The organism is Mycobacterium sp. 012931, from assembly GCF_000419295.1.
Taxonomy (GTDB): domain Bacteria; phylum Actinomycetota; class Actinomycetes; order Mycobacteriales; family Mycobacteriaceae; genus Mycobacterium; species Mycobacterium marinum.
This window is the reverse complement of record NZ_AOPX01000001.1, coordinates 4,534,594-4,558,664: the sequence shown is the minus strand read 5'-3', so window position 1 is coordinate 4,558,664 and position 24,071 is coordinate 4,534,594. Positions and strand designations below refer to the sequence as shown.

At 64.4% G+C, this 24,071-nt stretch carries 19 protein-coding genes; 2 read left to right on the top strand and 17 right to left on the bottom strand.

Features of this window, described 5'->3' with window-relative positions; all coding sequences use genetic code 11:
* Window positions 1–18: 18 nt before the first annotated feature.
* The 15 genes from hypE to MMSP_RS20005 form a co-directional block, all read right to left on the bottom strand.
* Window positions 19–1,131 carry a hydrogenase expression/formation protein HypE gene (gene hypE / locus MMSP_RS20075; RefSeq protein ID WP_020788081.1) on the bottom strand — a complete coding sequence of 371 codons (1,113 nt, stop codon included), beginning with the start codon at window positions 1,129–1,131 and terminating at the stop codon, window positions 19–21.
* Window positions 1,128–1,802 (bottom strand): SIS domain-containing protein, encoded by a 675-nt coding sequence (locus MMSP_RS20070; protein WP_012393657.1) that lies wholly within the window; start codon window positions 1,800–1,802, stop codon window positions 1,128–1,130. The genes hypE and MMSP_RS20070 overlap by 4 nt, the downstream gene beginning before the upstream one ends.
* Entirely contained in the window at window positions 1,799–2,521 is a 723-nt protein-coding gene (locus MMSP_RS20065; protein WP_020788080.1) for a HypC/HybG/HupF family hydrogenase formation chaperone, read from the bottom strand. Before MMSP_RS20065 ends, MMSP_RS20070 begins: the two co-directional genes overlap by 4 nt.
* Window positions 2,518–4,908 (bottom strand): carbamoyltransferase HypF, encoded by a 2,391-nt coding sequence (gene hypF, locus MMSP_RS20060; protein ID WP_036426765.1) that lies wholly within the window; start codon window positions 4,906–4,908, stop codon window positions 2,518–2,520. Before hypF ends, MMSP_RS20065 begins: the two co-directional genes overlap by 4 nt.
* Before the next feature lies 1 nt (window position 4,909).
* Window positions 4,910–5,173 (bottom strand): HypC/HybG/HupF family hydrogenase formation chaperone, encoded by a 264-nt coding sequence (locus MMSP_RS20055; RefSeq protein ID WP_015355231.1) that lies wholly within the window; start codon window positions 5,171–5,173, stop codon window positions 4,910–4,912.
* Window positions 5,174–5,175: 2 nt separating this feature from the next.
* Window positions 5,176–5,688 carry a hydrogenase maturation protease gene (locus tag MMSP_RS20050; RefSeq protein ID WP_020788078.1) on the bottom strand — a complete coding sequence of 171 codons (513 nt, stop codon included), beginning with the start codon at window positions 5,686–5,688 and terminating at the stop codon, window positions 5,176–5,178.
* A 122-nt stretch (window positions 5,689–5,810) separates the two neighbouring features.
* Window positions 5,811–7,169 (bottom strand): hypothetical protein, encoded by a 1,359-nt coding sequence (locus tag MMSP_RS20045; RefSeq protein WP_020788076.1) that lies wholly within the window; start codon window positions 7,167–7,169, stop codon window positions 5,811–5,813.
* Complete coding sequence (locus MMSP_RS20040; protein ID WP_020788075.1) at window positions 7,166–7,825, bottom strand: DUF6084 family protein; 660 nt, start codon at window positions 7,823–7,825, stop codon at window positions 7,166–7,168. Before MMSP_RS20040 ends, MMSP_RS20045 begins: the two co-directional genes overlap by 4 nt.
* Window positions 7,822–8,448, bottom strand: a complete 627-nt coding sequence (locus MMSP_RS20035; RefSeq protein WP_020788074.1) for a DUF5947 family protein — start codon at window positions 8,446–8,448, stop codon at window positions 7,822–7,824. The genes MMSP_RS20040 and MMSP_RS20035 overlap by 4 nt, the downstream gene beginning before the upstream one ends.
* Complete coding sequence (locus MMSP_RS20030) at window positions 8,445–9,419, bottom strand: NifU family protein (protein WP_020788073.1); 975 nt, start codon at window positions 9,417–9,419, stop codon at window positions 8,445–8,447. Before MMSP_RS20030 ends, MMSP_RS20035 begins: the two co-directional genes overlap by 4 nt.
* Before the next feature lie 3 nt (window positions 9,420–9,422).
* Complete coding sequence (locus MMSP_RS20025; RefSeq protein WP_020788072.1) at window positions 9,423–11,222, bottom strand: nickel-dependent hydrogenase large subunit; 1,800 nt, start codon at window positions 11,220–11,222, stop codon at window positions 9,423–9,425.
* A gap of 49 nt (window positions 11,223–11,271) precedes the next feature.
* A complete protein-coding gene (locus MMSP_RS20020; RefSeq protein ID WP_036426763.1) occupies window positions 11,272–12,327 on the bottom strand; it encodes a hydrogenase expression protein HypE in 1,056 nt (351 codons plus the stop codon).
* Between the two features lie 319 nt (window positions 12,328–12,646).
* Entirely contained in the window at window positions 12,647–13,414 is a 768-nt protein-coding gene (gene hypB / locus MMSP_RS20015) for a hydrogenase nickel incorporation protein HypB (protein WP_020788070.1), read from the bottom strand.
* Window positions 13,415–13,442: 28 nt separating this feature from the next.
* Entirely contained in the window at window positions 13,443–13,778 is a 336-nt protein-coding gene (locus tag MMSP_RS20010) for a hydrogenase maturation nickel metallochaperone HypA (protein ID WP_020788069.1), read from the bottom strand.
* 91 nt (window positions 13,779–13,869) lie between these two features.
* Window positions 13,870–14,988: a HoxN/HupN/NixA family nickel/cobalt transporter gene (locus MMSP_RS20005; protein ID WP_012393670.1), complete on the bottom strand. Its 1,119-nt coding sequence runs from the start codon at window positions 14,986–14,988 to the stop codon at window positions 13,870–13,872.
* A 150-nt stretch (window positions 14,989–15,138) separates the two neighbouring features.
* On the opposite strand from MMSP_RS20005, the gene MMSP_RS20000 reads away from it, so the two are divergent.
* Window positions 15,139–15,633: a Fur family transcriptional regulator gene (locus MMSP_RS20000; RefSeq protein ID WP_012393671.1), complete on the top strand. Its 495-nt coding sequence runs from the start codon at window positions 15,139–15,141 to the stop codon at window positions 15,631–15,633.
* 6 nt (window positions 15,634–15,639) lie between these two features.
* Here the strand turns inward: MMSP_RS20000 and mtr are convergent, their stop codons facing one another.
* Entirely contained in the window at window positions 15,640–17,019 is a 1,380-nt protein-coding gene (gene mtr, locus MMSP_RS19995) for a mycothione reductase (protein WP_020788068.1), read from the bottom strand.
* 573 nt (window positions 17,020–17,592) lie between these two features.
* Between mtr and MMSP_RS19990 the strand changes: the two genes are divergently transcribed.
* On the top strand, window positions 17,593–20,613 hold the full coding sequence (locus tag MMSP_RS19990) for an AMP-binding protein (protein WP_020788067.1): 3,021 nt from the start codon (window positions 17,593–17,595) through the stop codon (window positions 20,611–20,613).
* Here the strand turns inward: MMSP_RS19990 and MMSP_RS19985 are convergent.
* A complete protein-coding gene (locus MMSP_RS19985) occupies window positions 20,600–23,536 on the bottom strand; it encodes an RND family transporter (RefSeq protein WP_020788066.1) in 2,937 nt (978 codons plus the stop codon). The genes MMSP_RS19990 and MMSP_RS19985 overlap by 14 nt on opposite strands.
* Window positions 23,537–24,071 lie beyond the last annotated feature (535 nt).

Genomic DNA, 24,071 nt, shown 5'->3' with positions numbered 1-24,071 from the left:
CCCCTCTCTTCTAGCAGCTCAGCAGATTCGCGGCAGCGGGTCGCCGACCAACATGTCGACAATCCGGGTACCACCGAATCCGGTTCGCAGGATTACGGTTTCGGCCGGCTCGGCGATGATCTCGCCAACCTCGGCCGCATCGGCTCCCAGAGGGTGCGACTGCAACGCGGCCAGCCCCGCTTCGGCTTCCTCGGGCGCGACGACAGCGATGAACTTGCCCTCATTGGCGACGTAAAGGGGGTCGATGCCGAGCAGCTCACACGCGCCGTTGACCATCGGAGCCACCGGAAGGCGCTGTTCGTCGAGCAAGACCCCGAAACCACAGGCCTGGGCCAGCTCGTTGCAGACGGTGCCCACCCCGCCGCGGGTGGCGTCGCGCAGCCAGCGGGTGCCCGGGGCGGCCGCCATGAGAAGTTCCACCAGCGGGCTGACCGACGCGGTGTCCGAGTGGATGTCGGCTTCGATGGCCAGATCCCCGCGCGCCAACATGACCGCCATGCCGTGATCACCCATCGAGCCGGACAACAGCACCTTGTCGCCCGGTCGCACCGAGTCGGCAGACAGCGCACGCCCGGTGGGAATGATGCCGGTCCCGGTGGTCGTGATGAACAGGCCGTCCGCTGCGCCCTTGGGCACCACCTTGGTGTCGCCGGTGACGATCTGCACGCCGGCCTTGGCCGCCGCGTCCGCCATGTCGGCGACGATCTGTTTCAACTCCTCGATCGGGAACCCTTCTTCGAGCACGAAGGCGGCCGAAATCCAGGACGGTACCGCGCCCGCCACGGCGAGGTCGTTGCATGTTCCGTGCACGGCGAGTTCGCCGATCGAGCCACCGGGAAAGCGTCTGGGCTGCAACACGAATGAGTCCGTGGACATCGCCACCCGCTCGCCGCTGGGCAGAGTGAGGATGGCTCCATCGCCCAGCGACTCCAGCAGCGGGTTGCGGAAAGCCTCCATGAACACCGCATCGATCAGCGCCGCGGACGCCTTTCCGCCGGCGCCGTGCGCCAGGGTGACGTGCTCGTCGAGCAGCCTGGGACGTCTGCGGCGAAACGACTCGATGCGCCCAATGACGTCACCTTCGGCAAAGCGCGGTCCTGACGACAAGTATTCGCCGGCTGACTTGCTCATGCCGCCCCCAGATCCCGGTCGACCTTTTCGTGGGTCGCCAACCACAACTGATAGCCCAACAATGCCTGTGACTCCTGAATCCGATGCACGCTTTGTGACCGAACGATGAAGCAGGCGTCGACGTTCGGGTTGTCCGCCATCGCGCCACCGTCGTAGCCGGCGAACCCGACGGTGTACAGACCCCGCTGCCGCGCCTCGGCCAACGCGGTCAACAGGTTCGGTGAATTGCCGCTGGTTGACATGGCGATCGCAATGTCGCCGGCCTGTGCGCGCGCGATCAATTGTCGGGCGAACACCAGCTCGAACCCGACATCGTTGCCCAGCGCGGTGATGATCGCCTGGTCGGCGGTCAGCGACCAGGCCGGCAGTGACGTCGCCGGTGTGCCGATCGGCGGCCGGGCGAACAGGCCGGCCAAGGTCGCCGAATCGGTGCAGCTACCGCCATTGCCGAAGGTGAACAGGCGCCCGCCGACGCGGAAGCGGCGTGCCATCTCGGTGGCGGCCTGGTCCAGCAGCTCGGCGTTGGCCTCCAGCGTGGAGCGCCGCAAGGCCAGGCTCTCGGCGGCCTTTGCCTGCGCCGAGGCGGCGAGGTCGGCGAGCAGGGATTGTGGATCTTCTTCCTGCGCGTCGATGAACGGATACAGAAAGTTGGTGGGTTCCTCGCGCGTCATGAGTCGTCCCCGTCGTCGCCGAGGCGGCTGATCGCGGTACCCGCATGCACTAGCACCAGGTCACCGGCGGCGACCGGGTCGATAAGTGTCGTGATCACGTCCTCGATGCCGCGCGCGGTGCGCACCGCGGCCAGCCCGTCGGCCGGGGCTGACACCACCTCGCCCAGCCGGCCTTCGTCGCTGCAGGTGACGCACACCTCCTCGGTGCACTCGGGTTTGAGCAAACCGGAATGTTCGAAGCAGACATGGGTCAATTCCCACAGCAGGTGATAGAACAGCACAAATCCGCCGGTTGCGGGCACTCGCGGGTCGGGATCGTCGAGCCAGAGCAGATGATCGGCCAGCGCGGCCTCGGGGCGGGCGCCGCTGCCGATCCAGATCGTGGTGGCGCCCCAGGCCGGACTGCGACGCATCACCGATCGGACGTCGGGCTGGTCGGCGCCGGCCACCGCGACCACGATGTCGCCGGGCCGCACCGATACCCGGACCAGATCCACCAGGTCAGGGCCGGTCAGCGCCACCGCGGGCAAGGCGCGTTTGCCCATGATGACCGGATGGACGAACTCGACCGCGATGTGCAGGGCATGCGGTTCCCACGACGGCGCGATTGACCACATGGTCGCGCCCGCGGCGAACCTTTTCGCCAGCGTGAACGCGGCGGCCGCCAGGTCAGCGGCCAGCTCGGAGCTGAGCCCGCGATCGATCGCGGTGGTGTTCATCGATCAGTCCTTTTCCAATCCTCATCCAGTCCTATCAACAAGGAAACCACGGCCTGGCCCAGCGCGAGCCCACCGTCGTTGGGCGGCACCGTATGGTGGGTCAGCACCTCGAATCCTTTTCGCTGCAATCGCTCCCGGCATGCCCGCAGCAGCAGCACGTTCTGGAACACTCCGCCGGTCAGGCCCACCAGCCCCACCTGGCCCGCTACCTGGGCAACCACCTCGGCGACGGCGCGGGCCACCGCTTGGTGAAAACTCGCCGCCAGTACCGCCGGTGGCGTGCCAGCGCGCAGGGCCGATACCAGTGTTTGCACCATCGTGGTCGGGTCGATCACCCCGTCCGGGCGCACGGTGAGCGGCAGCGACGGCCGGGGCCCGTTGCACTCAGCGAGCGCCGACTCGGCGAGCGCCTCGAGTTCGATGGCGGCCTGGCCTTCATAGTCGATCCGGTGGCGGACGCCGAGCAGGGAAGCCACCGCGTCAAACAAGCGGCCCATGCTCGAGCACGGGACACAGCCCGCGCCGCTGGCCAACTGGGAACGCGTCACCCGTAGTTCATCGACTCCCGCCGCAGCGACCGGCGCCAGGTCCGGGCTCCACTCGATATGCGCGGTCCACAGCTGCGACAGCGCCATCCGCCACGGATTGCGCACCGCGGCATCGCCGCCGGGCAGCGGCACCGCCAACAGGTGTCCGGCGCGGGTGAAGCGGTGGCTCTGGGGCCCGAGGACAAGAATCTCCCCACCCCAAATCGTCTCATCACACCCATAGCCAGTGCCGTCGAAGGAGACTCCGACGACGGGTTCGTTGATCCGCCCGTGCTCGGCGAGCAGCGACACCACGTGCGCGTGATGGTGCTGGATCAGATCGAGTGGTCGATCGTCCGCGTGACGCTCGGCCCAGTTGCGGGTGTGGTAACCCGGATGCAGATCGGCGGCCAAACGAACCGGATGGCCGCGTATTTCGCTGAGTTGGCCAACCGCGCGCTCGAACGCACGCAACGTCTCCCAGGTAGCCATGTCACCGATATGCCCGGATAGGTAGGCCCGTGTGCCGTCGGTCAGACAGAACGTGTTCTTGAGCTCGCCGCCGACGGCAAGAACCGGTGGGCTCTCGACGGCGATGTGTCCGAGGTCGACCGGCAGGGGGGCATAGCCGCGAGATCGGCGGATCGGTAGCTCACGGGCCAGGCCCGCGTCTTCGACCACCCGCACCACCGAGTCGTCGCAGGGCACGTGGATGGGACGGTCATGGTCGAGCACCGCATCGCACAACATCGAAAGGCGCTCTGCGGCATCACCTTCGGTGAAGCAGATGGGTCCATCGGAGCGGTTGGCGCTGGTCAGCACCAGTGCCTCGGGCGCCGCCGCATCGGCACCCGGGACCGGCGCCAACAGTAGGTGATGGATGGGGGAGTACGGCAGCATCAGCCCGAGCAGCGGGCTGCCCGGAGCGACGGCGTCGGCGACCGGCGCGTCGAGGCGGCGGCGCAGCAACACAATTGGCCGGGCGGGATCGGACAACACCGCGGCCTCGGCATCGTCGATGAAGGCGTAGCGGCGCGCCACGTCCAGATCGCGGACCAAGATGGCGAAAGGTTTGGCCCCACGGCTTTTGCGGGATCGCAGCACACCGACCACCGCGTCGTCGTCGACGGCACAGGCCAGGTGGTAGCCGCCAATGCCCTTGATGGCGCAGACCTTCGCCGCCGTCAGGGCGTGCTGGGCGGCCGCCAACGCCGCATCCGCCCCGGCGACGTGCTCGGTTGCACTCCGAAACCACAGCGACGGACCGCAGTTTGGGCAGGCGATCGGTTGGGCGTGAAATCGGCGATCGCCTGGATCGTGGTACTCGGCGGCGCACCGCTCGCACATCGGGAATGCCGACATGGTGGTGCCCGGACGGTCGTAGGGCAGCGTGCGGATGACGGTCAATCTCGGCCCGCAATTGGTGCAGGTCACGAACGGGTGCCGAAAGCGTCGGTCCCGCGGGTCGAAAAGCTCGCGCACGCAGTCGTCGCACACCGCGATATCCGGCGGAATCGGTGTTGTCGCACCGGTTGCGCCCTGGCTGGCAACGATCCGGAAGCCGGCGGCACCGGCCTGCAGCGCCAACTCGGTAGCCGAGACCGAGCTGATGCGGGCCAACGGCGGAGCGTCTGCGCGCAATCGGCGCGCAAACTCGTCCAGCCCGGCGCGCCCGCCCTGTACCTCGATGAAGACCGCCGCCGAGTCATTGCCGACGAACCCGGACAGACCCAGCTCGCTGGCCAGTTGGTGGACGAAGGGGCGAAAACCCACTCCCTGGACGACACCGGTCACCGTGAAACGCTGTCGGGTCTCGGCGCACCGCACCATCGCGGGCCGCAGCAGGGGGAGGCCGGCCATGTCAGCCGCCGTCGGTGAAGTCGGTGTCGGTTCTGCCGCGGCCCATCAACTCCAGACCGGCCATCGCTTGTTCGGCACCGGCCCGATCCGTTTTCTCGATGGCGAAGCCCATGTGAATGATCACCCAGTCACCGGGTGAAAATGTCTCCTCCGGCAGCATGCCGATATTGACTTTCCGCGCCTCACCGGTGACCTCGACCAACGCCAATTGCCCCTCGTAGCCGTCGAGGATCCTGATTACTTGACCGGGTATGCCCAGGCACATGCTCAGACCTCCTCTCCGGTCGACTGCGCGGTCGCGGGACCCTGTAGCGCCGCCACGATCTCCTCGACCGCTCGCGCGGCGCGGGGGACGGCCTTGGCGACGGGTTCGGTGAGGCCGATACCTTCCTCGACGCTACCCGCCTCGCATCCGACGACAACGGTGTAGGGCGGATTGCCGCCCAGCGCCCGCAGATTGGCGAACACCGTTCCCGGATCCATGCCGTGGGCGTCCAGGCCGGGCGCCTCTGACCAGGACGCTTGATCTGCCTCGAAATCGGCTTGGAAGACGTGCAGGGTGCCCGGATTGCCGCGGCTGGGTACCGCGTCGACGAGCACCAGGGTGTCCCAGCTGTCCAGCAGGTCGTAGGCCAAGTGCATACCGCGGATGCCGTAGTCGATGACGCGCACACCCGGATCGTTCTGCGGGATGTCGGCTCGCCGGACCACTTCGGGGCCAAATCCGTCATCCCCCAGAAAGATATTGCCGATTCCGGCTACCAGGATGCGTGCTGTCATCGGGCTGGCGGGGCGCTACATGCGCCGCAGCCTGTGGTAACGACGGGCGTCCGGTAGCGATACCACGCCCATCACCACCGCGGCCGCCACGACCAGCGCGATGATGCCAAGGAAGATCCAGCCTAAGATCTCCATATCGAACTCCTTTCGTTGCTGGTTTGTTCGGATTCCAACGGCTCGACTTCGTCGGGGGAGAAGTACAGGTAGCGCCCGTACCAATCATGCAGATCGGCGGCGGGATCGTCCTCCACCACGACCCCGACGTGGCGGTTGCCCTCAACGTCCTCATGCACCGAGGTGACCCGCGCGATCTTGCCGGCAACAAAGATGTCCTGAGCGTCGGCGTTGCGCCTGGGGTGCAGCCGGACACGGCTGCCCCGCGCGACCCGGACCCCGTTCACCAGCACGCCGTCCAGCTCGGGCCGAACCGCGTTGTCGGCCATGGGATCCCACCAGTCGACTCCCTCGGGCAGCTCAGGGACCAGGCCGGAGACGGCATGCGGATCGCGCAGCACACCGTGCAGGCGCGCCATGGCTTCGGGTGACATGGCGTCGCATTGGTCGGTGATCTGGGCGGCGCGCGGATCGGTGGCCCGCGCTTGCGCCTTCTCCTCGTCGGTCATCGTCATCACCCGAAGCGTCAGGATCTCGTCGATCTCCGTGCAGTCGTAGAGTGCGGTGTTGCTCTGTTCGGCGACCTCGGGGTGGTCATAGAGGATGATCGGCGAGATCAGCAGCAAGTCTTGGGTGCCCGGGGGGCCGGCCAGTACGGGGAAGCAGCGGTGCTGGGTGCACCGTGACACCGCATCGGCCGCGGCAGGCGCCGGCTCGAGCAGCGAGACAAACTGGCCGCCAATCACTTCGGCGATCACATGACTGCCGATCATGGACCGCGCGATCACCGAGTCTTTACCCTCGGTAACGGGATCCACCGGCGGCCCTACATTGCGGAGCCGCAACGAGACTCGCCGCAGGTCGCCGTCGGATTGGCTGGAAACCGTGAGTTCGCCGCGCACTTCCCGGCGTTGTCGCAGCAGACGACCGCCTTCGACCTCCTCGATGTCAGTGGCCGCGGGTGCCAGCACCGGTAGCTGCCACGGTTGGTCCGGATCGTCGAATGCGAGTGGTCCGAATGACATTTCGCACTCGACCGCTTCGTCCCAGGTCAGCCATGATCCGGACGGTGTCGCCAGTTCGTCGACGGCCTCGAACGCGCCGTTGATTTCGCGCTCGGCCCGGCGATGCTGCAACTGCAGGAAGCACACCGCCACGGTGATCGCCTGGGTGCCCTCGACCAGGAACTCTGCCGCGAGCGTGTCGTCTTCACCCAAGCCGGCATCGGCCGCCCCGGGCGGACCCAAAACGCCGAACTGCCAACGAGACTGGTTTTTGCTGGAGGTCCCACGGTACGGATACAGCAGGTAACCCTCGTAGAGCACCGTGTCGGCGACCGCGCGGGCCCGGTCTCGGTTTGAGGTCATTGGGCGACCTCCGGTAGTGCGGCGGCGGCGATCAGGGCGGTGACCGTGTGGTCGAGGTCGAGCAGTCCGTGGGCCGACTTGTAACGGGCCAGCGCGCTGACGGTGTCATGGCCCAGCCGCACCCAACCGGAATTTGGATAGTGCTGGGCGATCAGCTGATGCCACACCGCCACCGGCATGTCGTATCGATCTTCGCAATCCCAGGACACCTGCTGGACCGAGAATCCGCGCTCGGACTTGACGAAGATGGTCCCGCTGAAGAGAAATTGAAGGGGCAATGCGCCGTCGCGGAGCGCATGCAGGTACTTGGCGGCGGTCACCTCGAAGTCGTATATGCAGTCCAGCGGCAGGGCGACAGTCGTGTTGCCGGCGAATCCGGGGACCATCGCGGTGCAGTGTTGCCACAAGAAGGTGCGCTGGGTGATAGCCCAGCGTTCGCGGGCACCGAAAAGGTCCACCAGTCCGTCCGCCTCGGCATCGGAATAGGGACGACGCAGCGGCTCGATTCGGACCTGGCAGCGCAGCGCAATGGCGTGCACCGGGTCTTCGCCGCCGGTGTCGATCCCGACGCGGGCGGTCAGCACCGGGCTGACGGCGTAGGGTTCGGGCGCCACGTCCAACACGGCGAAGGTCAGGTCCAGCGGTTGTTCGTTCATCGCGGCGTCTCCACCGCCTTGCCCGCGACCTTCGCGAAAAAGCTGTCGATGAACTCCCGGGCTTGCTGACCGCCATCGAACCCTCGCCACAGCATGCGCAACCGTCCGACGAACTCGTAGCACACATCGATCGGGACCAGATAGCTGCGTGGGGCGCCCGATTCGGGGACTTGCACCAGCAGCGCTTCAACGTCGTCGGCAAGCAGTTCGAGTCGCTTGTCGCCGTCTTTGAGGTCGCTCCAGACATCGAGGTCCAGCTCGGATTCGCAGGCCCCGGCCGGGCCCGGATAGAAGGCGACGGTGCGTCCGAGAGCGGAGTTGGTGAAGAAGAACGCCACACCGACCGGGATCTGCAGTGCGTCCCAGGCGCGGCGGTCCAGCGCGAAATCCGGGAACCACAAGTACCGGTCGGGCACCGCGCGGTAGCGCAACTCGGCGGCCGAGTCCGTGAACAACAGATAGCAGGCTCGACAGACGCACATCAGTTGCCGGCCAGCCACATTGACGACGTGCTGGTGCTCGTCGGCGATCTCGGTAGCGCACATTTCGCAGCGCTCACCCGCTGGTTCGGGAGGCCGCCGGTTGGCGGTGATCCGCGCCAACACGTCATAGGCGGTGTTCATGCGATGGCTCCCAGCTCTTGACCGCGCAGTGCTATCGAGGGCACACCGTCGCGAATCAGCAGCGGCAGCGGGTCGAGGTGGAGCTCCTGGTGTCCCGCGCCGGCGGGTACGCCGGCCTGCACGACGTCGAAATCTGTTCGGCAGCCAGGGCATCGCAGAAGGGTGCCCAGCAGTTGCGCCCCGGCCAGGGAGTCACGGCAGATCGGACAATGGTCGCGGTAGGCCAGTACCTGCTCGCCGACGCGGCACGCCAGTAGCGTGGTGTCGCCAATCGCAAAACCGGCGACTTCGCCGGGCACCAGTTCGGCCAGCTCGGGCACCGGGTGCCAGCTGGTGGCGCGTGATGCGTTGGACCCGTTGGAATGCACGCGCGAAAACAACGACTCCGCCGGTATCACGCCGGCGGTGCCGGCGGGTTCGGCCGCCACGACCTCGATCGCCGCGATTTCCGGGGCGGCAGCCCGCACCGCGTCCTGTACCGCCAACTCCAGCGTCACCGCCGACGACGGACAGCTCTTGCAGCTGCCGGTGAATGCCAGGCGCACGGTGATGTCGCCCGATCGCCCGGTGACGACGTCGATCAAATCGACGTCACCGCCGTGGGATCCGAGATAGGGCCGTACCTCGTCCAAAGCGTCGGACACTCGCCGGTGGACGTCATGCGGGTGTAGGCCGTGGACCAGGAGCAGGCTGGCCACCAGGTCGTCGGTGGCCAGCCGCTCGGCTAGGTCGATGTGCGCGTCCGGGTCCAGACCAGGCTGGGAGAGCAGCCGCATGATCCGCTCAAGCCCGGCTCCGTAGAGGCCGACCACCTCCCGGACCAGTTGCGAAGCGCGCTCCTGAGCGGCGGCTCCGCCGGCCGCGCAGGAGTCCAGGAGTGTCTGGATCCGATCGCCCGCTGTACGCCACTGCACGTCGCTTTCCGAAATTGCCTGGGTAGGTTCCGAGGGGGTTTCCGGGCGATCCGCCATGTGTCACTCCCCGACGGGTGACTGTGTTGGTGTGTGCAGTCTCTCCAGGGTTTTGCCCTTACCCAGATACATGTGCACCCCGCAAGGCAGGCACGGGTCAAAGCTACGCACGGTGCGCATGACATCGATGCCCTTGAAGTTTTCCTGGTCGTTCTCTTCGAAGATCGGCTGGCCCTGCACGGCATCTTCGTAGGGGCCTGGGGTGCCAAAGCTGTCGCGCGGGTTGGCATTCCACGGTGTGGGCGGATACGGATGATAGTTGGCGATCTTGCCGTTGCGAATCACCAGATGGTGGCTCAGCACTCCACGCACGGCCTCGGTGAACCCGCATCCGATGCCCTCGTCGGGCACCTCGAATTTCTCCCAGGTCTTGGTGCGCCCGGCCCGGATCTCGGCGAGTGCTTTCTCGGCGAAGTGCAGGGCGCACGCCGCGGCGTAGGCCTGGAAGTAGGTGCGGGCGCGGTCGCGCTCGATGGTGTTGCTGCCGTGCTTGGGTACCTTCCACTCAAACTCGACCGGGCCCTTCAGCGCGGTCTTGGGCAGGTTGATCTTGACGCTGTTGCCGGTGGCCTTGACGTAGCCGATGTCGACCAGGCCGGCCAGGGCCGTCGCCCACAGCCGGGCCAGCGGACCGCCACCGGTGTCCAGGGCCAGGTGATCCTTGCCGTCAAACCAGCGCGGCGACATCACCCAGCTGTACTTGCCGCCATCCATTTCCCGCTTCTGGGGATGCGGGTTGGTGTGCTGGTTCCACGGGTGGCGTCGATCCACCTTGTTGCCCAGGGGATCGGTCTTGACAAACATCTCCTGGTCGGTCCAGTCGTCGTAATACGAACTGCCCAAAAGGATCCGGATACCCAGGTTGATGTCCACCAGCGAGTGGGTGACCAGCTTGCCGTCGACCACAACACCCGGGGTTACAAACATGGCGTTACCCCAGCGTTCCATGTCCTTGTATTCGAAGTTGCACACCTCGGGATCCTGGAAGGAGCCCCAGCAGCCGAGCAGCGTGCGGCGCAGGCCCACCTTCTCGTAGCCGGGCAGGGCGTCGTAGAAGAAGTCGAACAGATCGTCGTGTAGCGGGACGGCCTTCTTCATGAACTCCACGTAGCGCATCAGACGCGTCATGTAGTCGGTCATCAACTGGATGGTCGCGACCGTGCCGACCCCACCCGGGTACAGCGTGGAGGGGTGCACGTGGCGACCTTCCATCAGACAGAACATCTCTCGGGTCCAGCGACTGACTTGCAGGGCTTCGCGATAGAACTCGCCGCTGAACGGGTTGAGCGAGCGCATGATGTCGGCGATGGTCTTGTATCCGTGCGCGTCGGCATGTGGCGCTTCGGTCTTTTCCGCTTTGGCGAGCACTCCGGGGTTGGTTTCGGAGACCATCTTTTCGCAGAAGTCCACGCCGACCAGGTTCTCTTGGAAGATGTTGTGGTCGAACATGTACTCGGCGGCCTCACCGAGGTTGACGATCCATTCACCCAGGTGTGGCGGCCGGACTCCGTAGGCCATGTTCTGCGCGTAGCACGAACAGGTGGCGTGGTTGTCACCGCAGATGCCGCAGATGCGGCTGGTGATGAAGTGGGCGTCGCGGGGATCCTTGCCTTTCATGAAGATGGAGTAGCCGCGGAAAATAGACGAAGTGCTGTGGCACTCGACGACTTCGCGGTTTTCGAAATCGATCTTGGTGTAGATGCCGAGGCTGCCCACGATTCGGGTGATCGGATCCCACGCCATTTCGACGAGCTGGCCGGGTTCGCGCTTGGCAGTGGTGGGCTCGGGGACGATAGTTGTCATCGGAGTCTCTCTGTCTAGAACAAGATGGAGTGCCGGTCGGTTCGTCGAACTACCAGGTGCGGCGGGCTCCAGTGGTGAGTTGGGTGCCCTTGTGGCGCCAGCGCGGTTCCTTGTCGACGGTGCGTTCGGTGATATTGCGCAGACTGCGGATCACCGTTCCGTACAGACCCGACGCGGTGCTGGACAACTTGCCGCCCGGCGGCTCGTCCATGAACGGCATGAACTTGTCCGGGAATCCCGGCATCGTGCAACCGATGCAAATGCCGCCGACGTTCGGGCAACCCCCGATGCCGTTGATCCAGCCGCGCTTGGGCACGTTGCACTTCACAACGGGACCCCAACATCCCCGTCTGACAATGCATTTCGGTGAACCGTATTCGGTGGCGAAGTCTCCCTGCTCGTAGTAACCGGCCCGGTCGCAGCCCTCGTGCACGGTGTTGCCGAACAACCACTTGGGGCGCAGCGCGTCGTCGAGCGGAATCATCGGTGCCTGCCCGGTGGCCATGTAGAGCAGATACGTCAGGGTCTCCGACAGGTTGTCCGGGTGAATCGGGCAGCCGGGAACGCAGACGATCGGGATGCCGGCCTTGCTCTTCCAGTCCCAGCCCAGGTAGTCGGGCACCCCCATCGCCCCGGTCGGATTGCCGGCCATCGCGTGGATGCCGCCGTAGGTGGCGCATGTTCCCACGGCGACGACAGCGGTGGCTTTGGGCGTCAGTCGATCCAGCCATTCGCTGGTGGTCATCGGCTGACCGGTCGCCGGGTCGTTGCCGAACCCGCACCAGTAGCCCTCGTTCTTGATCTTCTCGTTGGGAATCGACCCTTCCACGACGAGCACGAAGGGCTCCAATTCACCGCGTTCGGCCTTGAAGAACCACGCGAGAAAGTCGTCCGCGCCCCCGCTGGGCCCACATTCAAAATCGATCAATGGCCAGTGGACAGCGACCTGAGGCAGGCCGGGAAGTGCGCCTAATGCGATTTCCTCGACGCTGGGCTGGGTGGCGGCAGTCAACGCCACCGAATCGCCGTCACAACTAAGACCTGCATTGATCCACAGAACATGGATCAAGGTTTCTTCTGCTTTGACTGCTGCTTCTGTTGGCATGCTGCAGCTTTCCGGGGCGGGCTGAAGCCCCTCACGCTGCCGGAGTCGACCTTCGGCCCACTTGCGCAGCGTTGTTTTTGGGTCTACCCCGGTTGCCGAGCCTTGTCAATGGTTCGCAGTTAGAACACCAAGCAATGCGGCAAGAAAGCCATTGCATGACCCATCGTTTATACCGAATTCGCTTCGAGCAGAACAGTATTCATGACTTCTGGCCCATCCGATGAGCCCTGGCGAGCGGCTCGGCGGACCATTGTTGGGTTTTCTGGAAATCATTTGCAGCTGAATTAATGCGCGCCGCCAATTGCATGCGTAAAGAGGTCTATTCCGGCGGTAGGCCTTGCGCGAATCGGCGCAACCAGTCGAACCAGGCGGTCATGCCGGCCCCGGTGCGTGCACTCACCGGCAGGATTGTTGCGTGCGCGTTGACCTCTCGGATGTGCGCGACGTATGTGTCGACGTCAGCGTCCAGATAGGGCACCAGATCGATCTTGTTGAGCAGCACCACATCCACACAGCGGAACATCACCGGGTACTTCAGCGGCTTGTCCTCGCCTTCGGTCACCGAGTAGACCATGGCCTTGGCATGCTCGCCGACATCGAACTCCGCCGGACAGACCAGATTGCCGACGTTCTCGACGATCACCAGGTCCAGGTTCGGCAGGTCCAGACCCGGTAGGGCCCGGTTGACCATTGGCGCGTCGAGGTGGCATTCCCCGCCAAATCCGTTGCTGGTGTTCAGCAGCGATACCTGTGCGCCGCGACCACTGAGTTTGGCGGCGTCCAGATCGGTGGCGATGTCGCCTTCGATCACCCCGATGGCGAACTCGCTGGCGAGCTGGTCGAGGGCGGCTTGCAGCACTGTCGTCTTACCCGACCCGGGGGAGCTCATCAGGTTGAGCGCGCGGATCCCGTTGGTTTCGAAAGCCCTCCGGTTGAGATCGGCGCGCACGTCGTTTTCGGCGAAGATTTCTTCCAACACTTCGATTCGCGCCGGTCCCGTCTGATAGCCGGTGTGATCGCCGTGCTGGTGATGTTCGTGCTCGTGGGTGTGCACCGTGCCGTCGTCGTGACGGTGAAATCTACCCAAGCTGGAAACCGTTCATCTTGACTACCTTTCACGAGACATCCAGCGATGTCACCAGGAACTCGTTGCCGTGTAGCACCTCTACATCGGAACTGTCACACTGCGGACACCAGATCGACCACGCCGAGGTGATCTCCGACTGCTGGCCACAGGCGCGACAGCGGACCTCAGCGGTGACGCGCTCGAGTTCCAACTCGGCGTCGGGCATGTTCTCCGAGTCGCGCACCAGGGTCCAGCAGAACGACAAAGACTCCGGGACCACCTGCCTCAGCGCGCCGACACGCACCCGGACCACCTCGACGTGGCGACCGTCGGCATGCGTCTTGACCACGTTGGCGATCGCCTCACACAGGGCTAGTTCATGCATGGGCGGCAAACGGAGCTCATGTGCCTGTTCTACACCGTGGATCCGCACCGGGGCCATCAGCCCGGGACACAGCGGTGGGGTGCGGCTCGGGTCAGGTCGCGCTATTTGCCGCGGCGGTCCACTTCTCTTCGATGCGGCCGAAGCGCCAGACCAGCATGGCGGCGGCCCAGGTGACCACAAACATGCCGACGACCAGGAAACCGACCAGGTTCAGGTTCAGACCGGCGATCCAATCCCAGAATGCACCCCGCCAGCCGAATTCGTCGGCGAAGAGGCCAAGCAACTCGACGCTTCCGATCAACAGCGCCACTGCCACCGACAGTGCGGTGATGGTGATGTTGTAGTAGATCTTGCGCACCGGGTTGGAGAACGCCCAGCCATAGGCGAAGTTCATGAACGAACCGTCGATGGTGTCCAGCAGGCACATGCCCGCGGTGAACAGCACCGGCAAACACAGGATCGCGTACCAGGGCAATCCGGCCGCCGCACTGGTGCCGGCGAGCACCAGCAGCGCGATTTCGGTAGCGGTGTCGAACCCGAGTCCGAACAGCAATCCCACCGGATACATGTGCCAGGACTTGGTGATCGAATTGGTGAACCGGCCCAGCAGCCGGTTGATCAGTCCTCGGTTGTTCAGCTGCTCCTCGAGTTCGGCCTCGCTGAACTCGCCGCGCCGCAACCGGAAGAAAACGCGCAGGATGCCGGCCAGAATGATGACGTTGAGGATGGCGATCAGATATAGGAACAGCCCGGAGACGCTGGTGCCGATCAGGCCCGTGTAGTGGTGCAGCCTCGAGGAGTCCTCTCGGACCGGGCCGATGATGGTCTTGATCCCGGTTGCCAGCAGGACCGCTAGGCCGAAAACCACGGTGGAGTGGCCCAGGGAGAAGAAGAATCCGGTGGCCAACGGACGCTGGCCGTCGTTCATCAGCTTGCGGGTTGTGTTGTCGATCGCGGCAATGTGGTCGGCATCGAAGGCATGTCGCATGCCCAGCGTGTAGGCGGTCACTCCGATCCCGATACCGAAGGCCCTGCTGCCCACGGCAAGCTGCGCCGGCTCCACCAAGAAAACCAGCGTGCCCCAGCCGACGACATGCAGCGCGGCGATGAAGGCGAACATCGCGCCCAGGCGCCACCATTCCGGCGGCGTCAGGGTGCTGTGCAGCCTGGACCACCACGAAGAGCGTGAGACGAGGTCATTGCTGGCCATGTCGGTCCTTCCGGCACTGGGCACGACGCAACAATCAGACTGTAGGTTCGTCCCCGAGCTGGATGCAAGTCAATTGCAAGAACGCCGCCGCGGCGGCACCGCCGTGTTCCATCACTGGCATTCCCGGGGGTTGGGCGCGACACTGAATAGGTGACGACAACGCCGCCGGGGCTGGACCCGGCCGTCACCGAACGCATCGGAGAGTTGCTGCGCGCTCGCGGGTTGCGGCGGATGGCGTCGCGCATCCAGGTGTTGGCGGTGCTCGAACCGGTCAACGGGCACCTGTCGGTGGCCGAGATCCATCAACGGCTGGCCGCGCGGCTTCCCGCCGGTGCACAGCCGCCGGACCTGGCAACCATTTATCGCACCGTCACCACTCTGGTGCAGCAGGGGGTGCTGCACGCGCTGACCCTCGATGGGGGCGTCACCACCTACGGACTGGCCACCGCCGCCCACCACCACGCGGTATGCACCAAATGCGCGGCGATCATCGAAGTGCCCGCACGACAGCTGAGCTCGGCGCTGGAGCAGGCGATGGCGGGCAGTTCTTTCGCGCTCTCGGAGCGCGCCGGACTGACGCTGCGCGGGTTGTGTCCGGCGTGTCAAGACAGCGTGGCGGACAAGCCGGAACAGGCAGACCGCTAGTCGAGGTCAGCGCAGATTCAACAGGGCGTTTTCGATCACCTCGGGCAGCGCGGGATGAATCCAGTACTGGCCGCGGGCCATCTCGGCCGCGGTCAGCCCGAAACTCATCGCCTGAATCAACGGTTGGATCACCGTCGATGCGTGATAGCCCATGATGTGGGCGCCCAAGAGCCGACCGGTGGCGCGGTCGCCCACGAGCTTCACGAACCCGGTCGTGTCCTCCATCGCCCAGCCGTACCCGACGTCGGCGTACTCCTGTATCGCAACGGTGATATCGAGGCCCTTTGCCACGGCTTCATTTTCGGTCAACCCGACCCCAGCCAGTTGCGGGCCGGTGAACACCGCAGCGGGGACAAACCGGTGGTCGGTGACGGCCATCGACTCGGTGTCGTCCCAGTCGCAAAGCAGATTCTGCTGCACAACGCGGGCTTCATGGTTGGCTACGTGCTTGAGCTGGTACGGCGAGGACACGTCTCCGAGCGCGAAAACCCTACGCGCGGAAGTCCGTTGGTACTGGTCGACCACTACTCGGCCGTCGGCGACCGCGACGCCGGCTTGCTCGGCATCGATCAGATCGGCGTTGGAAACCCGCCCGGTCGCCACCAGGAGCAGGTCGGCGTCGATGGTTGAGCCGTCGTCGAGCTGCAGCTCGACGCCCGAGCCATGGTTTTCCCAGCCCACGATGTTGCGGTGCGTGCGTAGTTCCCACTTGGTCGACGCGATGCGGGTAAACCGCTCACAGATGGTGTCGTCGCAATGGCGTAGCAGACAGCTGCCCCGGATCACCAAGGTGACTCGTGCGCCGAGCGTGGAGAACACATGCGCGAATTCGGCAGCCACAAAACCACTTCCAACGATCACGACGTGTTCGGGCAACTCGGCGATACGCATGACGGTGTCGCTGGTGTGATACTTCAGGCCGGATTCGGCGATGGCCTGGGGAACCACCGGCCGCGACCCAGCCGCGATCACCACCTGGTCCGCGGTGAACTCATCGCCGGCCGCAGTCCGCAACAGGTAGCGTCCGTCAGCCTGGGTCGGCCCGAACCGGGTATGGGAGCCGTATACATCGATGTTGGGTGCCGAGCGTCGGTAGTCCTCGCCGCTGTGCGCGATGGGATCGATACGGCCGAAGACCCGCGAGACAATGTCGTCCCAGCGCACCCGGTCGATGTGCGCGTCGACGCCGTAGCGCGACGCGCCCCGAATGGTCTGGGCCACCTCGGCGGCGTAGACGAACATCTTTGTTGGCAGGCACCCGACGTTGAGGCAGGTGCCGCCGAAGGTGCCTTGCTCGCAGATCGCTGCTCGCTTTCCGGCATAGCGCTCGTCGAGAATGCTATTGCCCGAGCCCGTTCCGATGATCGCGAGGTCGTAGGTTTCCATTCTGGGCCGTTTACCCTTTCCCCGGACGATGCCGAGACGTCGGTGTCTAGTTGGCGATAGGCTATCTGGCCCGGCTGTCCGGCCGGAAAGAAGACGTCGTGTTGGGCGCACTCGTCGATGAGCTGGTGGGTGGCATCGCCCGCCCCGCGGATCCACGCGCGCCAAGGACCGATCCTCAAGGCACGCAATGCTTGTCGAGATGATGCAGCGGGATCTCGGCTCGACTCGAGGGGGCGCATGCGCGCCTTTGCCCGGGGGTTGCGTCGTCGGCCACTTCCTCGGAAATGGGCCATTCGAGCGTGTTCGAGTTTGCGTGAAATATGTGAATGTAGATTCAGGTTCTATCGACAATATAATTGGCACCACTATCTCTTCTTCCGCTTGATACCGACGGGCATCCCGGCGTCAAACAGGCCCCTCGAGGGTGCTCTCAAGTCGCGGTACCGAGAATCTTGGTTTGGCCGCCGAGGCGATCGGCGAACTGTTACCGTTCAACGTAGTGGAGCGCCCATCGCATTTGCGCCACTGATTGATGTCCGAATGATTTCATGTACAACTACTGAGGCCACAGCTATGTCGTTACTTCTAGACCGGTTTAGGGAACTCGCGGCGTGCATACCCGCCAACACCGCCATCTCGTTCGTCAACGAAAAAGGGCGAGTCGCCGAATCGATGAGCCGTGCTGATGTGGTGAGCGACATGGGCGAGGTGGCCGAGTTTCTGCGGCACCACTGCGGACTGGAGCCGGGGGACCGGGCGATTCTTGCATATCCATCCGGTCTGGACTTCGTGCGCGGCCTGATCGGATGCCTCGCAGCGGGGGTTGTTCCCGTCCCGATCTACCCGCCGGACCCGATCAACCCTCAGAAGACCGTCGACCGGATGCAGCGGGTGGTGGCCAGCAGCGGTGCGAAAGCGGTGCTGACGAGTCGGCGGTATGCGAACGCTCGCCGGCTCGGAACAGCCAGGTCCATCGTGACCGGAAGCACGGTTGGCTGGCCTGGGGATCTCCCCTGGCACATCACCTCGCGGGGTATCGGCGGCCGCCGAATGCGCGGACCGGGCACCCCCGGCGCGCCGGGCCGCGGCTGGTCCCCGAGCCCTGACGCCCCCGCTTTGCTGCAATACACCTCGGGCTCCACCTCAGACCCCAAGGGTGTCGTCATCACCCATGGCAACCTGGCGCATCAGGTCGATTTCAACCGTCGGTTGCTAGGGCTCGGACTGGATGCCCGGGGCGTCTTCTGGCTCCCGCCGTATCACGACTTCGGACTCATCAGCGTGATCCTGAGCGGTTTGGCGGGCAGTGGCGAGGTCACCCTGATGTCGCCGTTGACCTTCCTGCAACGGCCCGCGCTGTGGTTCGACGTCATGGATCGGGTGCGTGCCACCCACACCGCCGCCCCCAAGTTTGCCTACGAACTGGCGGTGCGTAAGACCACCGCCGAGCAACGTGCGGCATGGGATCTGAGTTCGCTGCAGGTGGTAATGAGCGCGGCCGAACCGGTACGCGAGGACACCACCAGCCGTTTCCTGGATGCCTTCAGCGGAACCGGGCTGCGTCGCGATGCATTCTGCCCCGCCTATGGCCTGGCCGAGCACACCGTCGCCGTCACGATGTTCGGGCGTTCGACGCTCAGTGTCGACCGCCATCAGCTGGAGACGCAGCGGCTGGCGGTTCCTGCCGATGGTCCCGGTAGCCAGATGCTGATTGGTTGCGGCCAGGTGGCCGACGACGTCGACGTGCGCATCGTGGACCCCGAACTCCACGTGCCGCTGGCCGACGGGCAGGTCGGCGAGATCTGGGTGGATTCGAGTAAGGCGGCGAGCTACTGGGGATTGCCGGACAAGAGCCGCGACACCTTCGGCGCCCGTCTCGCCGGGTCTGACGACAGCCGCAGCTACCTGCGAACCGGCGACCTGGGACTCCTGCATGACGGCGAGCTGTATGTGTGCGGTCGCCTCAAAGACCTGCTCATCCTGGCCGGGCGCAACATCCATCCCCAAGACATCGAGGAGAGCCTGCGTGACTGTCACCCAGCCATCAGGCCGGGCGGGATCGCAGCCTTCGCAGTCGATGCCGGCGATGCCGGCGATGTCGAGGGGCTTGCGGTGCTCGTCGAGGTGAAAGCCGATATCGCCACCGAGATGTTGTCGGGGGTGGCCGATGAGGTGCAGGCAGTTGTCTTGAAGAACCACCAGTTGCGCTGCTCGGCGGTGGTGGTCGCGCCGCCCGGCAGCGTGAGCAAGACGACCAGCGGGAAAGTGCAGCGTGCCAGATGCCGCACCCGCCTGCTGGACGGCACCCTGGAAGCCGAGGAGCTGCTGGTGGCACGCCTTGAGGACGCGGGGCCGCCGGACGTGCCCGACGACGAACTGGGGACGGCCGGCCCAGTGGTCACATCGGCCGGAGCCTGGCCGGCAGCTCCGGGCGACCCGCTACTGGCGTCGGTGCGCGACCAGGTAGCCGCGGTCTTCGGAATTCGGGCTGCGCGGGTCGACATCGACCAACCCCTCAGTGAGCAGGGCCTGGACTCGGTCGGGTTCGTGAAACTGGCTTCGCGCCTGAGCCAGGCGTTCGACCGGGATGTGCCTCCGGTGGACGTCTTCAACCACCCGACCGTTCGAGGCCTGGCTCACATGTTGAGGGACGCTGAGGTGGCGGGTTGCGAACACCACCCGCCGCAAGCTTTGCTGCAGCACCCCAACCCGGCCCGGTGCGGTCCGGCTGGGGATGGGGACGCCGCATCAACCAGGGATTCGTTCGAAGCGCTCCTCAAGGGGGCGATCACCACAGGGCGGATCAGCGAGGGAATGCACTTGCCGCGTTCGGCGTCTCAGCTGCGACTGGCGGTTCAATCCGAGTCCGGCGCCCGGACCTGGCCGACCGCCGTTCCGACGACCTTCACCAGCGGGCCCAAGGCTCCCCATCTGATCTTCCTGTGCACGTCGGTCTTCAGCAGCGGAGTGCATAACTATGCAAGAATCGCATCAGAATTCAGGGGAGTGCGAGCCGTCTCGGCCATACCCCTGCCCGGTTTCGCCCGCGGTGAGCCACTGCCCGACTCCCCGGAAGCCGCGGTTGAGTGCCTCGCTCGGATCGTCGTCGAACTGGTCGGTGATGAGCCTTTCGTCCTCGCGGGGCAATCATCGGGTGGAAAGTTCGCCTATGCTCTCGGCAAACATTTTGAGGATGTCAGAAATCGCAATTTCGCCGGTGTGGCCTTACTCGATAGTCACAAGGAATCCGATCCCGAACTAACTGAACTTCTCACCAGAGAAATACTTTATGACGTGTACGTAGAAAGTGTCGGACAGGATCTATTTCATGCCACCAGGCTAACTGCCGTAGTCAGCTGGTCGGATCTGCTTCCCAATATGTACGATGGGCCTCTTGAATCCGATGTGCTATTCGTGCAATGCACCCGGCCGTGGGTGATGCCTTATGGCGCGGGTGATATTACCTATCCCGCCACCGAGCCTTGGTCGCCATCGAATACCGTGCGCACGGTCGCGGTGGACCACGTTTCGCTGCTCGTCGAAGGGGCGAAACCCGCAGCGCAGATCCTCGAGGAGTGGATCAGCCGGGGCTGAGGGTCTCAGTCGACAAGGCGCGCAGCCGCCGGGTTTGGTGACGTTCGCCAACTGATGGCAAATGATCCGGCGGATCAGGCCGGCGGGGTTTGACGGCGGTGGGCCTGGCTGGCCGGGTTCGCACCTGCAGCGGCCACCAGAACCAGCGCCCGAGTAGGGCGGCGATGGACGGCGTCATGAATGCGCGCACGATCAGGGTGTCGAACAGCAGGCCCAGACTGATGGTGGTGCCGACTTGGCCGATGATCCGCAGATCGCTGACGATCGTCGAGGCCATGGTGATGGCGAACACCAGTCCCGCATTCGTCACCACCTTGCCGGTACCGCCGATCGCACGGATGATGCCGGTATTGAGGCCGGCGCCGATCTCCTGCTTGAACCTGGAGACCAGAAGCAGGTTGTAGTCGGATCCCACCGCCAACAGCACAATCACCGACATCGGAAGCACCAGCCAGTGCAATTTGATGCCGAAAATGTGTTGCCAGACCAATACGGATAGGCCAAAGGAAGCGCCCAATGACAGCGCCACCGTGCCGACGATGACGGTGGCGGCGATAAGGGCTCGGGTGAGGATGAGCATGATGATGAAAATGAGGCACAGGGAAGCGATTCCCGCGATCAGAAGATCCCATTTAGCGCCTTCGGAGAGGTCCTTGGATACGGCCCCGGTTCCGGTCAGATAAATCCTGGAGTCTTCTAATGGCGAGCCCTTCAGCGACTCTTCGGCAGCGGTGCGTATCAAGTCGATGTGGGCAATTCCTTCAGGCCTGTCGGGGTCTCCACGGTGCAAAATAATGAACCGAGCCGCATGCCCGTCGGGGGATAGAAATAGTTTCATTATGCGTTTGAAGTTCGCGTTGGTGAACACCTCGGGGGGGAGATAGAACGAGTCGTCGTTGTTTGCGGTGTCGAACGCTTTCCCCATGGCCGTCGAGTTTGCGCTCAACTCGTCCATCTGGTCGTAGATCCCGATCATGGTGCTATGCATGGTCAGGACGATGTCCCGTACCGTCTCCAGGGCTTCGATCTGTGGCGGGATCTGGGCGGCCGTCAGCGGCATGAGCCGGTCCATGGTTTTCACGTCGCCCAGCAGGTCGGTTAGTTCGTCGCTGATCTTGTCGACGCCGTCGAGCGCGTCGAATATCGATCGCAGCGACCAGCACATCGGGACTCCGTTGCAGTGCTTATCCCAGTAGAAATAGCTCCGGATCGGTCGCCAGAAATCATCGCAGTCCGCAATATGATCGCGCAACTCATCGGTGACATCCTTTATCTGGCCGGTGTCGATGACCGTCTGATGCATCGTGTCCGACATTTGCATCATCAAGTCGTACATGCGTTTCGTCACGGTGATGGACTTGCCGATCGCATCCGCCTGTCTGAGTAGGTCGTCCATTCGGTCACGTTGATAGTTGAGATTTTGCATCTGACTGGCGTTTTGCATGCTGATCTGAAACGGGATCGACGTGTGATCCATCGGCTTTCCTTCGGGCCGGGTTATCCCCTGGACACGGGAAATCCCGGGAATCCGGAAGATTTCCTTTGCGACCTTGTCCAAGACCAGAAAGTCGGCTGGATTCCGCAGATCGTGATCCGACTCGATCAGCAACGCCTCGGGCTTCATCCGCGACTGAGAGAAATGTCGATCCGCGGCGGCGAATCCCTGGTTGGCTGGGGTGAAGCCCGGGGTGTAGTCCCGGTTGTTGTAGCTGGTCGTGTACGCGGGCAGAGCGAGCAGACCGATCAGCGCGATTGCGATCGTGGCAGCCAGAACGGGCCCCGGCCAGCGAACCACGACGGTGCCGATCGGTCGCCAGCCGCGAATCTTGATCATGCGTTTGGGGTCCAATACCCCGAAACGGCTGCCGATGGCAAGCACCGCCGGTCCTAACGTCAGGGCGACCACCACCGCTAGCAGCATCCCGACCGCGCAGGGGATACCTAGCGTTCGAAAGTAGGGCAGCCGGGCCAGGCTGAGGCAAGACGTCGCCCCCGCGATCGTCAGCCCCGAGCCCGCGATGACGTGGGCGACCCCCCGGTACATCGTGTAGAACGCCGTCTCGCGGTCTTCGCCGGCCTGGCGGGCTTCCTGATAGCGCCCGATGATGAAGATCCCGTAGTCGGTGCCGGCGGCAATCGCCAGCGAAGTCAGCAGGCTCACGGCGAAGGTGGAAAGCGCAATGGCCCCGACCTGCCCGAGTAGCGCGACTACTCCACGGGCCACCGTGAATTCGGCTCCGACGGTGAGCAATAGCAGGACCACCGTGAGCGGCGAACGGTACACCAAGAGCAACATGATGAATATGACCGCGGCGGTCGTGACGGTGATTCTCGCCAAAGACCTGTCGCCACTGTGCTGCATGTCAGCCACCAGTGCCGCCGTCCCGGTGACGTAGACCGCGATCCCGGGCGGCGGCTTGGCGCCGTCAACGATGCTGCGGACAGCTTCGACGGATTCGTTGCCCAGCGGCTCACCCTGGTTGCCGGCCAGATTCAGCTGGACATAAGCGGCCTTGTCATCGGCACTCTGCGACCCGGAAGCGGTAAGCGGATCCCCCCAGAAATCCTGGACGTGCTGCACGTGCCTGGTATCGCCACGCAACCTACGGACCAGATCGTCGTAGTACTTGTGGGCTTCGGTGCCGAGGGGCTGGTCGCCTTCCAGAACAATTGTCACGATGCTGTCGGAATCCGATTCCTTGAACACCGCCCAGATCCGGTGTATAGCCTGCATCGCCGGCGCGTCGCGGGGAGTCAATGACACCGAACGGTTTTCTCCAACCGATTCCAGTGAAGGCACGAAGGCCGCGATGATCGCGCAGACGGCTAGCCAAAACAGGGCGATGGAAACCGCGAATTTGTAGATCGACCGTGCCAGAATTGATGGTTCTGTATCTGTGTTGTTGAGGTATTTGCCACTCACGCGTGCTTCGCTAGATCGATTGTGTCAAAGATGGTGCGATGAGTACCCCCTGTCGCCCATCTCTTATTGCCTGATGTGAATCGACAGTCGATGTCGGATTCCTTCGTCGCGATGTTTGTCGTCAACGCCGCCCCATCCGTCGTGCTACGAACGGTTGGTGCAGCGTACTTCGTGGCCGAGCGGGTTGTCAGTATTTTGTGAAAGTCGCGGCGGGAAGCGGGTGCAGGCAATGTTCGTCCACAGCTATTTGTCGCCCCGGACCGGGCTAGGTGGGTGCAGCTTTCATGGCGGGGCGGGGCATTCAACGATGTCGCGCTAGTGCTGGCCGAAATCCGTGCGACGACGCGCGCAGCTCCACCGTCCGAAGTCCTGATGTACGGCCGGGCTTTCGGCTGCTAGGGGGCATGGCGCGGCGCGCGGTGGTGGGCGCCGGAAACCGATTTCGGGCAGCGATTCTGCGGCGGAGGTTACGACCCATGAAACGCTGACCGCTACTCCTCCTGGTCGGGCCGTCCTGCCGGGGTTCGTCATCGAA